Annotated in this window: 13 protein-coding genes and 1 pseudogene; 12 read left to right on the top strand and 2 right to left on the bottom strand. The window is 39.7% G+C overall.

Going from position 1 to position 16,253, the window contains the following annotated elements; genetic code table 11:
• Positions 1-500: 500 nt before the first annotated feature.
• A complete protein-coding gene (locus DIZ30_RS08345) occupies positions 501-1,526 on the bottom strand; it encodes a LacI family DNA-binding transcriptional regulator (RefSeq protein WP_002300082.1) in 1,026 nt (341 codons plus the stop codon).
• 275 nt (positions 1,527-1,801) lie between these two features.
• On the opposite strand from DIZ30_RS08345, the gene DIZ30_RS08340 reads away from it, so the two are divergent.
• The 11 genes and pseudogenes from DIZ30_RS08340 (at position 1,802) to msrA (ending at position 14,131) form a co-directional block, all read left to right on the top strand.
• On the top strand, positions 1,802-3,487 hold the full coding sequence (locus DIZ30_RS08340; RefSeq protein ID WP_002318030.1) for an alpha-amylase family glycosyl hydrolase: 1,686 nt from the start codon (positions 1,802-1,804) through the stop codon (positions 3,485-3,487).
• Between the two features lie 13 nt (positions 3,488-3,500).
• Positions 3,501-4,788 (top strand): annotated as a pseudogene (locus DIZ30_RS08335) (ABC transporter substrate-binding protein).
• A 69-nt stretch (positions 4,789-4,857) separates the two neighbouring features.
• Complete coding sequence (locus DIZ30_RS08330; protein ID WP_109023173.1) at positions 4,858-5,727, top strand: carbohydrate ABC transporter permease; 870 nt, start codon at positions 4,858-4,860, stop codon at positions 5,725-5,727.
• A complete protein-coding gene (locus tag DIZ30_RS08325; RefSeq protein WP_002288133.1) occupies positions 5,724-6,560 on the top strand; it encodes a carbohydrate ABC transporter permease in 837 nt (278 codons plus the stop codon). Before DIZ30_RS08330 ends, DIZ30_RS08325 begins: the two co-directional genes overlap by 4 nt.
• A 25-nt stretch (positions 6,561-6,585) precedes the next feature.
• A complete protein-coding gene (locus tag DIZ30_RS08320) occupies positions 6,586-7,653 on the top strand; it encodes a zinc-binding alcohol dehydrogenase (protein WP_002288131.1) in 1,068 nt (355 codons plus the stop codon).
• Positions 7,650-8,483, top strand: a complete 834-nt coding sequence (locus tag DIZ30_RS08315; protein WP_002302349.1) for a sugar phosphate isomerase/epimerase — start codon at positions 7,650-7,652, stop codon at positions 8,481-8,483. The genes DIZ30_RS08320 and DIZ30_RS08315 overlap by 4 nt, the downstream gene beginning before the upstream one ends.
• A gap of 27 nt (positions 8,484-8,510) precedes the next feature.
• Positions 8,511-9,536 carry a Gfo/Idh/MocA family protein gene (locus DIZ30_RS08310; RefSeq protein WP_061573446.1) on the top strand — a complete coding sequence of 342 codons (1,026 nt, stop codon included), beginning with the start codon at positions 8,511-8,513 and terminating at the stop codon, positions 9,534-9,536.
• On the top strand, positions 9,533-11,716 hold the full coding sequence (locus DIZ30_RS08305) for a glycoside hydrolase family 65 protein (RefSeq protein WP_002318026.1): 2,184 nt from the start codon (positions 9,533-9,535) through the stop codon (positions 11,714-11,716). Before DIZ30_RS08310 ends, DIZ30_RS08305 begins: the two co-directional genes overlap by 4 nt.
• Complete coding sequence (locus DIZ30_RS08300) at positions 11,716-12,846, top strand: glycerate kinase (protein ID WP_002318025.1); 1,131 nt, start codon at positions 11,716-11,718, stop codon at positions 12,844-12,846. The genes DIZ30_RS08305 and DIZ30_RS08300 overlap by 1 nt, the downstream gene beginning before the upstream one ends.
• Positions 12,843-13,520 carry a beta-phosphoglucomutase gene (gene pgmB, locus DIZ30_RS08295; RefSeq protein ID WP_002331266.1) on the top strand — a complete coding sequence of 226 codons (678 nt, stop codon included), beginning with the start codon at positions 12,843-12,845 and terminating at the stop codon, positions 13,518-13,520. Before DIZ30_RS08300 ends, pgmB begins: the two co-directional genes overlap by 4 nt.
• Positions 13,521-13,603: 83 nt before the next feature.
• Positions 13,604-14,131 (top strand): peptide-methionine (S)-S-oxide reductase MsrA, encoded by a 528-nt coding sequence (gene msrA, locus DIZ30_RS08290; RefSeq protein WP_002307796.1) that lies wholly within the window; start codon positions 13,604-13,606, stop codon positions 14,129-14,131.
• Between the two features lie 200 nt (positions 14,132-14,331).
• Here the strand turns inward: msrA and DIZ30_RS08285 are convergent, their stop codons facing one another.
• Positions 14,332-15,018 carry an A24 family peptidase gene (locus DIZ30_RS08285; RefSeq protein ID WP_002318023.1) on the bottom strand — a complete coding sequence of 229 codons (687 nt, stop codon included), beginning with the start codon at positions 15,016-15,018 and terminating at the stop codon, positions 14,332-14,334.
• Between the two features lie 79 nt (positions 15,019-15,097).
• Between DIZ30_RS08285 and DIZ30_RS08280 the strand changes: the two genes are divergently transcribed.
• Positions 15,098-16,253: gluconokinase (locus DIZ30_RS08280; protein WP_234414794.1), on the top strand; the 1,156-nt coding region annotated here is incomplete at its 3' end.

Raw genomic sequence — 16,253 nt, 5'->3', positions numbered from 1 at the left:
TGGTTACACTCCTTTGTTTTCTTTCGTCGGAAATACAATTTGAGTGTACCATAAATGCCTTTTTATTTTTCTAACTTAATTTTACAATTCGCGATGCAAAATAAATTCATGGGAAGATAGAGCGGTTATTTTTAATATTTTGCTAGCTATTAGTGAATAGTTCCTCGAATACAACAAAACCAGTAGACATGTCTAGTTATTCTATTTATGTTTTAGAGATAAGTATCCCCAAATAACATGGATTGAAATAAGGGTAAATAAGTTTGAAAAAATGAACTTTAAAAACTTATACACAACGTGGCTGAAAAGACAACTTTTTCTTCCCTGTGGAAAAAATAGTTTAACACAAACATTATAGTTATCCACAGCTATCTAAAACAGATGGAAAACAAAGAAAAATCCGCTAAAATACCGGGAGGGGGTAATGGGGGGTGAGTGATTGAAAAAAGAACAGAGTAACTGACTTATCCTCAGTGTTTCTGTTCTTTTATAAATCTGCCCTACATTTCTTGTTGTTGGATCGAATCTGTGAGAGTAATCTCGGTTGAAAGAATGATTCTTTTTTCTTCTGGGTATTGGTGATGGATCAATTGGAATAAAAGTTCTGTGGCTTTGATTCCTAACTGATTTGTTGGAATGTCTATCCGAGTCAGCTGTGGCGAAAATAGGGAGGACAATAAGGGATCACTGAATCCTGCGATCGAAAGATCATCAGGTATCTGCTTTCCAGTTTGTTCTGCAACTTTGTAAATACTCAATGATTTTAATGCATCGGTAGAAAAAATCGCAGTTGGTCTTTCTCGCAGCTTCATTAAATCATTCATTGCTGCCATGCTGTCTTCTAAGCGAAAGCCGCCGTCTATGATCCATTCATTACGGATATCTAGGTGATGATCAAATAAGCATTGACGGTAACCATTGAGACGATCATTGGATACATAAACTTCTGTCGGAGCATGGAGACAGCCGATATGACGGTGTCCATTCTTGATCAGTGTTTCCACCAAATCGTAACTATCCTGGAAATTATCCGTGTCCACTGAGTAGATGTTCGTGTAGTCGTTTCCGACTTTTCCGATTACCACAATAGGAATATTGTATTGATCCAATTCAAAAAGAAGTGTTTCATCCATCGTAGAGCTTAAAATAATAATTCCTCGAATCATTTTTTCTTGGATCTTTTTCGCGCATTTTTCTAGCTCTTCTTCTGGTGTTTTTGCCGTTTGTAGAATCAAGTCGAAGTTATTTTGTTCAGAAACGGCAGAAATGGATTGAATAACATCTGAAAAAAAAGGATTGCCATAGGTCGTATGAGAAGTACGATGAGATAATGCTAGAATCGCGTCAAAACCATTTCCTGACAGTCCTCTTGCAATTTTGCTCGGTTCATAATTCAATTCTTTGATTGCTTGAAGTACACTTGCTTTTGCTTTATCAGAGATATTTGGCTGGTTATTTAATACTCTGGAGACAGTTGATTTGGAGACATTGGCTTTGTTCGCAATGTCATAAATAGTAGGTTTCAATTTTATATGCACCTCCTTTTTGGGAGCGTTTTAGAATAATTCCATAGTACAATAGACATTCTTTTTTGTCTATGATTTTGAAAATTTAGGAATAGCTTGCATGATCATGAGAGACCATATTTTTTTAAGAAGCTATTAACTATTGATACATAAGCTTTCTTATTTGTATTTTTTTGTATATCAAAATTATTAAAAAAAATGCTATTGACAGTAAGCGGTTTCCATAATATGATCAAATCATTGGGAACGCTCCCAAAAAAAGAAAGGGGAATCCGATGTATACAAAACTTTTACAAGCGATTTATCGCGACTCAGATTTGGCTGAGAAAACCGCCTCTATGATTGAACAAAAAGTCAGTGATTATCAGCAAAAGAAAGGCCAGGCAGGCAAACTGCATTGGGACGAAGAAGATATTTTCTTGATTACTTATGGGGATCAATTTTTTGAAGAGCAGCAACCAACTTTGCGTACATTTAAGAAATTTTATCAAAAGTATTTGGCAGATACATTTAGAGTTGTACATTTCTTGCCATTTTTCCCATATACATCTGATGATGGTTTCTCCGTTGTAAATTATCAGGCAATCAACGACCGTTTGGGCACATGGGAAGATATAGAAGAAATGAGAAGCGAAACACGGTTAATGTTCGACTTTGTCTGCAATCATATGTCTGCCGAAAGTACTTGGTTTCAGGAATATTTAAACTTGAATGATACGTACAAAGATTTTTTTATTGATTTGCCACTGGATACAGATACAAGCAGCGTGACTAGACCAAGGACTAGTCCACTACTTACAACGTTCATTGACAAAAACGGGAAAGAAAAACATGTATGGACGACTTTTAGCGAAGATCAAGTAGACTTGAATTTTAAAAACCCAGAAGTTTTATTGAAAATGATCGATATTCTTTTGTTTTACCTAGAAAAAGGCGCTTCATTTATTCGTTTGGATGCTGTGGGGTTTTTATGGAAAGAACTAGGAACTTCTTGTATACACCTGCCAGAAACGCATAAGATTATTCAGTTATTCCGTGCAATCGTTGATGAAGCAGCTCCAGGAACGGTATTGATCACCGAGACAAATGTGCCACATAAAGATAATATTAGTTATTTTGGGAATGGCGAGAATGAAGCACAGATGGTCTATCAGTTTTCGCTACCACCTTTGACCCTTCAAGCGATTCGTTCGGGTAATACAAGTAAGTTGAAAGAATGGTTAAAAACCATCGATTTCGCATCGAAAAAAACAACTTTTTTTAATTTTTTAGCCTCCCATGACGGTATCGGATTGAATCCGGTACGAGGTATTCTGCCGGAAAAAACGATCCTTGAATTAGTGGAACAGCTGAAGAAAGAGGGTGCCCGAGTAAACTACAAGAAAAACCCAGATGGAACGACCAGTCCATATGAGATAAACGCTACGTATCTAGATGCGTTAAGTTCTCCAACAGATACGACGGAATGGAGAAGCAAACGCTTTTTAGCAGCTCATTCATTTTTGGTAACGTTACCAGGCGTGCCGGCAATTTATATTCAAAGTGTGCTGGGAAGTCGAAATGATTACAAAGGCGTAGAAAAAACAGGAGAGAATCGAAAAATCAATCGGCAAAAATTTTTGTTAGCAGATATTGAGAAAGAGTTGCAGACAGATCCATTAAGAACAGCAGTATATGGTGAATTGACCCAGATGCTATCTATTCGAAAAAAAGAAAAAGCCTTCCATCCGAATAGTTTGATTTACTTACTGGACTCAGCAGATTCTTTTATCAGTTTTATTCGCGAAGCGAAGGAAGAGAAAGTCTTAGTTATCCATAATTTTTCCAATCAATCAGCAGGTTATCTTTTACCAAAAGGAGATTACCTAGACCTGTTTTCTGGACAAATTATCCATTGCAGTCAAGAACGAAAGTTGATATTCCAGCCGTATGAATATATGTGGCTGAAAATAATAAAATAAGAGGTGGAAAAAAATGAAAAAAATTATTGTTACTACCTGTCTGCTAGCTACTGGATTTCTTCTTACTGCTTGTGGTGAAAGTCAAAGCTCTAACGAATCACAACAGACAATGATTCAATTCATGCACTCTTCTGTCGAACAGGAACGATTAAGTGTGATCAATGAACTGGTTGCTGATTTTGAAAAAGAAAATCCAGACATCAAAATCAAGCAAGTGCCGGTAGAAGAATCAGCGTTCAATACGAAAATCGTTACGTTAGCTCGTTCCGGTAAATTACCAGAAGTAATGGAAGTCAGTCAGGATTTTGCTAAAGTGATGGATAAAGATGAACTGATTGATCAGACGGCAGTCCAAAACGTTATCGAGGAAGCTGGAGAAGATAATTATTATGACGGAGCCAAAAACCTTGTTCGTTCAGAAGATGGAAAAAGCTATATTGCTGCACCAATTAGCGGCTGGGTCCAAGGTATTTGGTTGGTATGACAAAGAAAAATTATCAGAAGCTGGTTTTTCAGAACCAGAAAATTGGGATGATATTTTAAAAATTGCTCAACATTTCACAGATAAAGAGAATAAACAATATGGAATTGCTATGCCTACTGCTGAAGGAACAATGAGTGAGCAAGCGTTCTCTCAATTTGCTTTGTCAAATGGAGCAAATGTTTTGGATGATGAAGGCGAGGTAACGATCGATACGGAAAAGATGAGAGAAGCATTGTCGTTTTATCAAAACTTATCCCAATACACGATGCCAGGCTCTAATGATGTGACAGAAATCAAAGATGCTTTCATGAATGGAACAGCACCAATGGCAATCTATTCAACTTACATTTTGCCTTCTGTTTATGAAGCGGGGAACTCAGAAAATATCGGTTTTGCTATCCCAACACAAAAAGATCAAGCTGTCTATGGCACAGTATCTGGATTGACGATTTCTTCTGGTCTAGACGAGAAACAAAAAGAGGCTGCTGAAGCATTCACAGCTTTCTTATCTCAACCGAAAAACATGGAAAAGTGGGTCTTGATGTCTCCTGGTGGTGCTCAACCAGTGAATAAACAAGTAGTCGAACTGGATGGTTACAAAGAAAATGAAGTCATCAAGTCTTTTGGCGAGCTGCCATCTGAGATTGCTAGTGCTTTTGATGAAGTACAAGTCTTTGGACTAGTCGGGGAAAAGAATTTCACGAAAATGGGAGATATCACAAGCTCAGGTGTGATCGGAAAAGCAGTGAACCAAGTAACTGTCGGAAACGAAGATGTCGATCAAGCTTTAGCTGACGCACAAAAAAATACGAAATAACAAGAAGTTCTGCCAATGGTGTTCGAAAAAAGTAGATAGCTATTGGCAGATTATCAGGGGGAGGTTTCAATGAATCGTCCAAGGAAACATTCTGACTTAAAATTAGCCATGGGACTTTTAGCACCAAGCATGCTTTTATTAGCTGTTTTAGTGCTGATTCCAATGCTTTCCAATATTCAGATCAGTTTTTTCGATATGCCGCTGAATCCTAACTTAGACGCCGTTTTTATCGGATTAAGCAATTATCTTGAAATTTTAAGTGATAGTGAATTTTATCGTTCTTTAGGTTTAACAGTTGCTTACACATTCTTAGTTGTAGCAGGCAGTACAGCTTTAGGATTAGCCGTAGCTATTTTGCTTAACCGCAAGTTCAGATTTAGGAAAACGGTGCGTTCACTGATTTTATTAAGTTATGTTACGCCATCTATTTCTTTGATTTTTGCTTGGAAATATATGTTCAATAATAGTTATGGAATCGTCAATGATCTGTTAGTAGATAGGTTGCAGCTTTTCAACGAAGCACCGCTGTGGTTCGACCAGCCAGTTGCTAGCTTCTTTATGGTCGTTTTGTTTGCTATCTGGAGATACTATCCGTATGCGTTTATTTCATTTTTGGCTATTTTGCAAACAGTCGACAAAACGCTTTATGAAGCAGCTGAAATGGACGGTGCAAATGCTTGGCAGAAGTTCAAGATCGTGACACTGCCGGCAATCAAACCAGTACTAGCAACTGTGATTGTTTTACGATCTATCTGGATGTTCTATATGTTTACAGATGTCTATCTACTGACGAATGAAGTCAATATCTTAGGCGTTTATTTGTATCAGACAGCCTTTGCGTTCAATGATCTTGGAAAAGCAGCAGCTATATCGATTCTATTGTTCATCATTATTGCAGCGGTCGTCTTGCTCTCACGAAAGAAGGTGGACTTGAAATGAAAAATAAAAAGAGCAGGAAAATCTTATTTTACGCGACGATTTTGTTGCTATTAGCTGTCAATTTGTTTCCATTTTTGATCATGCTGATGACATCATTCAAGGATTCACAAGAAGCAATTGCAACGACACAAACTATTTTTCCGAAAGAATGGACTTTTGAACATTATCAGGATATTTTCAATGCTGAGATTTTTCCATTCATCATGTATTTCAAAAATAGTTTAGTGATCTCCTTGATAGCCTCCGTAACTGCAGTAGTGATTGGGATCAGCGGGGCATACGCTTTGTCAAAACTACGCTTCAAAGCTCGCTCGAAAATCAATGCTAGCTTTTACACCGTTTATATGTTTTCCGGTATTTTGATCGTTGTTCCATTATTTAAAATCATTTCCGGTCTAGGTTTGTATGATACCAATACAGCACTGATTATCACGATGGTCGTTCAAACACTTCCTACTGCGATATTCATGCTAAAAAGTTATTTTGACACGATTCCGACTGATATTGAAGAAGCAGCAATGATCGATGGTCTTAGCCGGATCCAAATCATTATTCGGATCATTATACCATTGGCTATTTCTGGAATCATTTCTGTCTTCGTTTATTGTTTTATGGTTTCGTGGAATGATTATTTATTTGCTTCGATTTTCCTGTCGACCTCCGAAAAATTTACTTTACCAATCGGTTTGAACACATTATTCAGTACACCAGACTACATTTGGGGACGAATGATGGCCGCTTCATTGGTGACCGCTTTACCAGTCATCATTATGTATGCGTTATCTGAACGATTCATTAAAGGGGATTTAGTCGAAGGCGGCGTAAAAGGATAAAAAGAAAAGAAAGAGGAAAGAAAAGATGAAAAAATTAGTTGCATTAGAACCAAGAATAGCCGGATTCAAAGATTACGAAGACCGTGAGATCGAAAAGAACGAAGTACGTATCCGAGTAATTTTCGCTACTCCAAAACCAGGAACAGAAATTGTCGACTTTAGAGGATTAAGTCCATTTATCGATGAAGAATTTTCAGAAGAATGGCGCCTATTCTTGCCAAGAGAAGAAGGAAGCCAACGCGGTGTGGTATTTGGCGAATTTCAATTAGGAAATATGATTGTCGGTACGATCGAAGAAACGGGCAGTTTGGTGACAGAGTATCAAAAAGGAGAGTTAGTCTGCACTTATGGACCCATTCGTGAAACACTAATTACAAACGGTGTTGATAATTATAAACTACGTAAACTTGATCGGTTGGATCAATGGAAAAATGCAGTATGTTACGATCCTGCTCAATTCGCTTTAGGTGGTATCCGAGAAGCACATGTTCGAGCAGGTGATGCTGTAGCAATCTTCGGTTTAGGCGCTATCGGGCAAATTGCGATTCAATTAGCTAAAAAAGCAGGTGCTACTACCATTGTTGGGATCGATCCCATAGCGCAGCGTAGAGAATTAGCAGAAAAATACGGTGCCGATTACACGCTAGATCCTATGAAAGCAGATGTCGGTTTTCGTCTAAAGGAATTGACAGATAAACGTGGAGTAGATTCAGTTATTGAAACGAGTGGCAGTGCTGCCGCATTACAAGCTTCTTTAAGAGGGATCGGCTATGGCGGGATCATTTCTTATGTTGCCTTTGCTAAACCTTTTCCAGCTGGGTTTAATCTTGGTCGCGAAGCACATTTCAATAATGCAAAAATCGTCTTTGCTCGAGCATCTAGTGAACCAAACCCAGATTACCCAAGATGGAACCGTAAACGAATCGAGGACACATGTTGGGAATTATTGATGAACGGTTACTTGGATTGTGAAGAAATCATTGATCCAGTTGTGCCATTTGCAGAAAGCGCAGAAGCTTACATGCGTTATGTAGACCAGCACCCAGAAGAAAGTATCAAAATGGGCGTTCAAGTCCGAGGAGGAGAACAATGAAATTCGGTACGCAAGATCAAGCATTTTTCCCAAGAGACATTTTAGAAAAATTTAGATTTATCAAAGACTGTGGATTTGAAGAATACGAAATCGACGGTAAGTTGTTAATAGAAAATATCGATACAGTCAAACAGGCAATCAAAGAAACAGGGATCCCAGTAGTGACAGCTTGTAACGGATACGATGGGTGGATCGGTGACTTCATCGAAGAACGGCGTCTTAATGGTGTACGTCAAATTGCTGAGATTTTGCGTGCACTAAGCGAGGTTGGCGGCAAAGGAATCGTTATCCCAGCAGCTTGGGGAATGTTCACTTATCGATTACCGCCGATGGTTTCACCCCGAAGCAAAGAAGGAGACTATAAAGCAGTCAGCGAATCACTTCGTTATTTAGATAAAGTAGCCGAAGAAACAGGTACGGTTATTTATTTGGAGCCTTTGAACCGATACCAAGACCATATGATCAATTTGTTAGCGGATGCGCGTCATTATATTGACTCTAATCAATTGAAACATGTGCAGATCATCGCTGATTTTTATCATATGAATATTGAAGAAGATGATATTTCAAAAGCATTGACTACGCAAAAAGAGTATGTGGGTCATATCCATTTAGCAGATAATCATCGCTACCAACCAGGATCTGGCGCAATTGATTTTACTCGCCATTTTCAAATGCTACTTCAAAATGAGTATGAAGGTTATATGGTATATGAATGTCGTTTGCGAGGAGAAAATGAAGTGAAAATTTATCAGGAATCATTGCAATACTTGAAAAACTGTCTGGAAACAGCGCGTCATTTAAATGATTTAGAGAAAGAAAAACAATAAGTAAATAAGCAAAGGAGGGAGAAATAAATGAAGAAAGTAGCAATCATAGGCGCTGGACAAGTAGCAGAAAAAGTACATGCTGCTTATTATCAAAAAAGATCAGATGTCTTAGAATTGGTCGCTGTGGTTGATCCAGTCAGCCAGCGAGCAGAAGACTTTTGCCGACGTACAGGATTTTCTCATGCGTATACATCAGTTACACAAATGATGAATGAGATTTCTCCCGATATCGTGAGTGTCTGTACACCCAATCGATTTCACTTCGAACATGTATTGGCTGCCCTCGAAGCTAATGCTTCAGTGATGTGCGAGAAACCACCAGCTATGACAGCTGATCAAGCAAGAAAGATGGCAGAGACAGCCGATAAAAACGGGCAGATTTTGGCTTATGGATTCCAGCATCGTTTTTCTGACGAAGCAACAATGATCAAGAATTATCTTGATGTTCTCGGGGATATTTATTACGTAGAAGCGAATGCGCTTCGTCGGTCTGGTGTTCCAGGCTGGGGAACGTTTATCGACAAAGAACTTCAAGGAGGCGGGCCTTTGATCGATTATGGCATTCACATGCTTGATACAGCGATGTATATTACTGGATTTCCTAAAGTAAAAAACGTTCGGGCGTACAGCTTCCAAAAAATTGGTACGAAAAAAAATTCAGGGAAATTCGGGAAATGGGATCCAAGCAAATTCACAGTAGAAGATGCAATTTTTGGCACACTGGAATTAGAAAACGGCAAGATCATCCAACTGAATACTTCGTTTGCTTTGAATATTAGAGAAGACAAACTGAATGTGGCTTTTTGTGGCGATCAGGCAGGTGCTAATCTGTATCCAGGCGAACTATTCGAAGATGTAGATGGAAAGCTGGTTTCCTTACAAAAGACCACGCCAGTTAATGACCCACATGAACTAAGTATGGCTCATTTTGTGAATCGGGCGCTCGGTGACCAGACTCAGATGATTGCAGATGGCTGGCAAGGATATGTCATCCAGAATCTGGTGGAAAATTTATATCGTTCGGCAGAAACAGGAGAAGTTATTACCTTATGAAAGTAGAAGAAAAACAATTTGATTTAGAGTATATCAATAAGTATGCGAGTCAGATGACCATTGGGAATGGATTTTTTGGTATTAGAGGAAGCCAGGAGGAAGACTATCGGAATCAAGTAAGGGGAATGTTTGCAGCTGGTGTATATAACCGACCTTTAGGAGCAGAATCAGCCGAGTTAGTGAATCTTCCAGATGTCATCAGATGGGAAATAAAAATCGACGGTGAACATTTTTCTCTTGAGACGATGAAAGTTCTTGCATATGAGCGGGCACTAGATTTAGAAATGGGAGAGCTTAAACGCTATGCGCTCATTGAAACTGCTCAAGGAAAAAAAGTGGAAGTCATTACTTGTCGTGTTGCTGATCAAAATAATCTCCATCAGGCAGCCCTGAAAGTGGTCATCAAGCCGTTGACCGAAGACTGCCAAGTAGATGTGAAAACGGGTATCGATGGACAGCAAACCAATTTTGGTACACAGCAGTTGGTTGAAAAAGAACTGCGAGTATTTGGTGACGATTTGATCAGTGCATCCTACCAGACAACAGAAAGCAAAATTGATATTGGGATTGCAGCTAAATTCAATAAAGCAGGTGTATTCCAAGCAAAAAATCGCCGGATCACCGCTTCCTTTTCAGAAAAGATCAGAAAAAATACGTCCTTTACGCTGGAGAAGATCATCGTGCTCTCTACCTCTCTTCAGCAAACAGACCCGTTTAAGAAAAGTATTGCCCAAGCCCAGAAAAGCGTTAGTTATACAGAAATTTTAGAGCAGTCGATGTCTTATTGGACAGATTTTTGGCATCAGCATCGGATAACGATCCAAGGCGATTCTTCTTTCGATCAGTTAGCGATGGACTTCGCTGCTTACCATTTACAGATTATGACTCCCCGCAATGATCCAAGTGTTAGTGTAGGGGCGAAGGGACTAACTGGCGAAGGTTATAAAGGGCATGTTTTCTGGGATACGGAAATTTTTATCCTGCCTTTCTTTTTATATCAGTTTCCTGAAGTAGCAAAGAATTTGCTGCTGTACCGTTATGATCGATTAGAAGGCGCTCGGCAAAAAGCAAGAGATTATCACTATCAAGGTGCACTTTTCCCATGGGAAAGCGCACACACTGGTCAGGAAGAGACACCCAAATTTGCTGCATTGAATATCAAAACCGGAACAAGACAAGAAGTTGCTTCAGCTGCCGCAGAACACCATATCAGTGCAGACCTTGCTTATGCCGTTCAAGAGTATGTCCAAGCAACAGAGGATCAATCGTTTTTAGAAACAAAGGGAAAAACGCTCATTCATGAAACAGCAACTTTTTGGCTGAGCAGAGCTGTAAAAGTCGATGATCATTTAGAGATACACAGAGTCATTGGTCCAGATGAATACACAGAATATATCGACAATAATGCATATACGAACTATCTGGCGCATTATAATGTGGCCTTAGCTGTTAAATATCAAGCTGGCGATCCGCTTTTTTTGAAAGAATGTCAAAATTTTTTAGATAAGTTATATTTGCCAGTGCCTAACAAAGAACAGCTGATTCCGCAAGATGACACGTATCTCAGTAAGCCAGTTATTGATTTGACCACTTACAAAGAACGTCCTGGCAGCCAGTCTATTTTACTTGATTATGCCCGTAGCGAAGTAAATGAGCTCCAAGTCAGCAAGCAAGCAGATCTTGTCATGCTGTTATACTTATTACCTGAGTATTTTTCTCAACCAATCGTTTCTAAGAATTTGCATTACTATGAAAACAAAACGATCCACGACTCATCGTTGAGTAAAGCGATTCACGCCATAGAGGCTTGCCGTATCCAAGAAATGGAATGGGCGTATCATTTATTCCAAGAAGCGTGCCTGATTGATTTAGGACCAGATCCGCATTCATCAGATGACGGAATTCATGCTGCTTCATTAGGAGCACTATGGCTAGCAGTTATATTTGGTTTTTCAGGTATTACAGTAACGAATGGAACTCTTTCTATTTCTCCAAGACTTCCTTCAGCATGGGAAAAAATTTCTTTTCCTTTTATTTGGAAAAATCACAGGTTGCTATTTGTTTTGACAAAAAAACAAATAGTAATAAAAAAAGAGACGAAAGAAACATTACCTATTTTTGTCAATGAAGACCAATACCAGCTGGAAAAAGAACTGATCTTGGAACGGAGGGAAAAATAATGCGTATTCTGATTGCGCCAGATTCTTTCAAAGAAAGTCTGACAGCCGTAGAGGCAGCACAAGCCATTCAATCAGGTTTTCAAGAAGTTTTTGTTCAGGCTGAATATGATCTGCTACCTATAGGCGATGGAGGAGAAGGTACGGTTTCATCATTAGCAGACAGTTTAAGGTTGAAGCGGCAAACAGCAGTCGTTACTAATTCATTTGGCAAAAACAAAGAAATCCAGTACGCTTCAGACGGTCAAACTGCGATTTTTGAAATGGCAGAAATCGTCGGACTGAAAGATGTCCCACTAAACCAACGACAGCCACTTAGGTTATCCACGCGAGGAGTAGGAGAACTGATACGACAATTGTTGCAACAAGGTGTTCGACACATCATCATCGGCGTTGGCGGAAGTAGTACCAACGATGGCGGCATCGGCATGGCAGAAGGTCTAGGTTATGCTTTTTACGATCAAGATAATCAAAAAGTAGAAGCACTGGGAGAAAATCTAGGTAAAATTGCTACAGTTGATAAAACGAACGTGCCTATTGAGCTGATTAAAGCCAAAATCACTGTCATTACTGATGTTACTAATCTTTTATGCGGAAAAGAAGGCGCTTCTTTTGTTTTCGGACCACAAAAAGGCTTGAAAGAAAATGAATTAGCAGTGGCTGACCAAGCCATGCATGATTTTTATATGAGATTTGCCCCTCAAGTAATCGAGGCATCGGGCAGTGGTGCTGGTGGTGGAATGGGTGCAGGACTGTTAGCATTTGCTTCAGGGAAAATAGTCTCTGGCATCGACTACGTATTGGATTTACTGGAGTTCGATAAACGGGTACAGCAAGCAGACCTCGTAATCGTAGGCGAAGGACGTCTAGATGGACAAAGTCTAAAAGGAAAAGCGCCAGTTGGGATTGCTAGAAGAGTACCAGAGGGCGTTCCTGTGATAGCTATTTGCGGAAGTGTTGGTAAAGGAAGCGAAAAAGCAGCAGATGTTGGCATTTCGGCCGTTTTTCCGATCCTTCCTGCAGCTGTGCCTTTACAAGAAGCTTTGCAGCAAGCCACTGATAATCTTCATCGCACAGCTAAAAACATCGCATCTTTACTTCAAGTCGTTCATTTTCAAGGAGGTAATCGATGAAAATCAAAGCAGCACTATTCGATTTAGATGGCGTTCTTGTAGACACAGCTCGTTATCATTACGAAGCGTGGCTGGTTTTAGCTAACCAGCTGTCCATTCCATTCACTGAGAAAGAAAACGAGCAACTGAAAGGAATATCTAGAACCGAGTCACTAGAGCGATTGCTGTCATTTGGAAAAATGGAACAGAAATTCTCAGAAAAAGAGAAATCAGCCTTTGCTGAGCAAAAAAACAATCTATATCTTCAAGCGATTCAAAAAATGGATGAAACATCCGTTTTGCCTGGTGCAATAGCTGTTCTGGAGTACTTGAAAAACACAAACATCAAGATCGGATTGGGATCAGCAAGCAAAAATGCATGCCTTATTTTAGAAAAAACGAATTTGACAAGTTATTTTGATGTCCTTATTGACGGTACGCAAGTATCAAAAGCAAAACCTGATCCAGAAGTTTTTCTCAAAGGAGCACAGCAATTGAATGTACCGCCAAATGCATGCTTGGTCATTGAAGATTCAGAAGCTGGTTGTCAAGCAGCTTTGGCTGGTAACATGCATGTATTGGGAATAGGTGAAAACATAAATCTTCCTTCTGCTGAATATGTGATTCCTGATTTAACCGTTTTTGATCAAGTACGTTCGTTTTGGCATTTATCAGAAGCCGTATCACGTATATAATAGTTTCCGTTTTTTCTGTCACAAGCAAAACGTTATCCTCCTTTTGGAAATCAAGGTATGATGATAAAAAAGGGGGATTTTATATGACAAAAAAAGCAGTTTTCGCAGGCGGATGCTTTTGGTGTATGGTCAAACCATTTGAAGAGCAGCCAGGGATCATTTCTGTGACATCCGGTTATACTGGCGGGCATGTACCAAATCCAACTTATGAACAAGTAACAACAGGCACAACAGGGCATACAGAAGCAGTAGAGATCGAATATGATCCAGAAGTTATTTCTTATGATCAGTTGGTGGAAATCTATTGGCAGCAAACCGATCCGACTGACGCATTAGGACAGTTCGCTGATCGCGGTGATTCTTATCGTCCAGTGATCTACTATAATGATGAAGAAGAACGAAACATTGCAGAGCGTTCAAAACAAGCATTGCAAGACAGCGGGCGATTTGATAAGCCAATCGTGACAAAAATCGAACCAAGAAGCGAATTTTATCCTGCAGAAGATTACCATCAGGATTATTACAAGAAAAACAAGCTCCATTACAATCTTTATCGAGAAGGTTCTGGACGTGCCGGTTTCATTCGACGACATTGGGGCGTCAAGAAATAAGAAGCCGAAAAAGCTACTTCTGGAACACCGTATATCAGAGGTTGTAAAACCAGCATTTTGAGCTAATACTGAGGGTCAGCTGATTGAACACCATTTAGTGGAGAGGTTGTGAACCTGTCGCCTAGCTCCAAGTCACAAGGATTTGGTAAGAGAACACTATATATCAGAGGTTGTGACAAGTCATTTGTCACAACCTTTTTTCAATACCTAAGATGAAGGACAATCAGCAACGCACTGCTCAAAAAAGGAATGAAAGGCAGTTTTTCCATCTTTTTTTTATGACAGATAAAGTAAACAGAAAAAACGGATATTCCAAACAGACTAGCAAGAAACAAGATCTGAAGCAACTCTTCCAGAGACAAGCCACCACTCCAAGAAAGCATCAACAGAGTATCACCAGCTCCGAGATAGGATTGACCATAGCGAAGGCACACACCGCCTACGATAAACGTTAACAGCACACTTTGCCATTGGAAGACGCCGGCCTGCAACCAAAAAATCCATAAAATTGACCAAGAACAGAATAGCGTGTGAGAATGGACCATGAAGTAAAATAAATCCATCAACGAAAATAGCAAAGCCGAAAGCACCCATATGAACGTCGAATAATTTCTTGCAGAAGAAAAAGTAAAGAACCAGACAAAAAGACCACCACATAAGGCTTCTGCCAACAAATAGTAGAAGGGCAATCGACACCGGCAATAGCGGCAGCGAAATCGTTGGACGATGATCGAGAGAATCGGAATCAATTCATACCAAGAAAGCGAACGACAGCATTTGACACAATGAGATCTAGGATAAATAATAGAGTAACCTAACGGAATCCGCTGGGCGGTTAAACATAAAAATGATCCGATACAGCAACCAATGATAAAATAAAGTAACACGCCATCTCCCCCTTTTCAAAACCAAGATACGCAAGCTTAAACTAAATTTTTGTACATACATAAAATTTGAGGTGAAAAAATGAACGTTTCAATCGGATTAGATATCGGAACCACACAAACCAAAGCAGTTGCTTTCACAGATGAAGCCCAAGAAGCAGCATCCGCTTATTTTCGCTACCCTTTGATCCAAGAAACACAAGGGATGGCAGAACAAGATCAGGAATTGATCTTTCAAGGTGTCTGCACCGTTATAAAAGAAGTAATTAAACAGTTGCCTTCAGACACAATCATTCAATTTGTCTCCTTCTCCTCTGCGATGCATGGCCTGATATTGTTGGATGAAGAGAAAACACCGTTATCTCGAATGATCACTTGGGCAGATAACCGAGCAGCGGACGAAGCAGAAAAACTGAAATATACCGTGCTTGGCAAAGAATTTTATCGGCAGACTGGGACGCCGATTCATCCAATGACACCATTGAACAAAATCAAGTGGCTGCAAAACAGCCAACCTGAATTATTCAAAAAAACTGCTTATTTTGTCGGTATCAAAGACTATATCTTTTATAGATTGTTTGGCGAACTGATCAGCGACTACGGAACAGCTTCAGGAACTGGATATTTTGATATCCATGAATTCCAATGGGCAGAAGAAGTGCTTGACTACTTGAACATTCGAATAGAGCAATTGCCGCAAGTCTTTCCTTCCACCTATCAAGTAACAGGTCTACCATCAAAAACAGCAGCAGAACTAGGTTTGCCAAATGATATATCATTTGTTTTGGGAGGGGCAGACGGGCCGCTTTCTAATCTAGGGTTAGGTGCTTTTGGTGATACGATCGCCGCTTTGACCGTAGGAACGAGCGGAGCACTTCGTTTTATTACTACTCAGCCTCAGTTCCATCCAGAAATGGAGACGTTTTGTTATGTTCTGGATCAGAAACATTGGGTAGTGGGAGGAGCGACTAGCAATGGTGCTGGCATCTTTGATTGGGCAGGGCATACATTTTTACAGGAAGTCGTTCAATCTGCTAAAGAAAAAGGAGAAAATCCATATGATGCACTGCTTTCGGCTATCGCTTTTGTGCCAGCGGGTGCCAATGGTCTGATTTTTCATCCCTATTTACTTGGTGAGCGAGCACCGCTTTGGGACGCAGATGCGTTTGGCAGTTTTATCGGTTTACAGCGGCAACATACAGAAAAAGAAATGATGAAGGCGATTCTAGAAGGGATCT

Source organism: Enterococcus sp. H57, from assembly GCF_003112495.1.
GTDB lineage: Bacteria > Bacillota > Bacilli > Lactobacillales > Enterococcaceae > Enterococcus_B > Enterococcus_B faecium.
The sequence above is the reverse complement of the archived record's forward strand: the minus strand, read 5'-3'. Positions and strand labels throughout refer to the sequence as shown.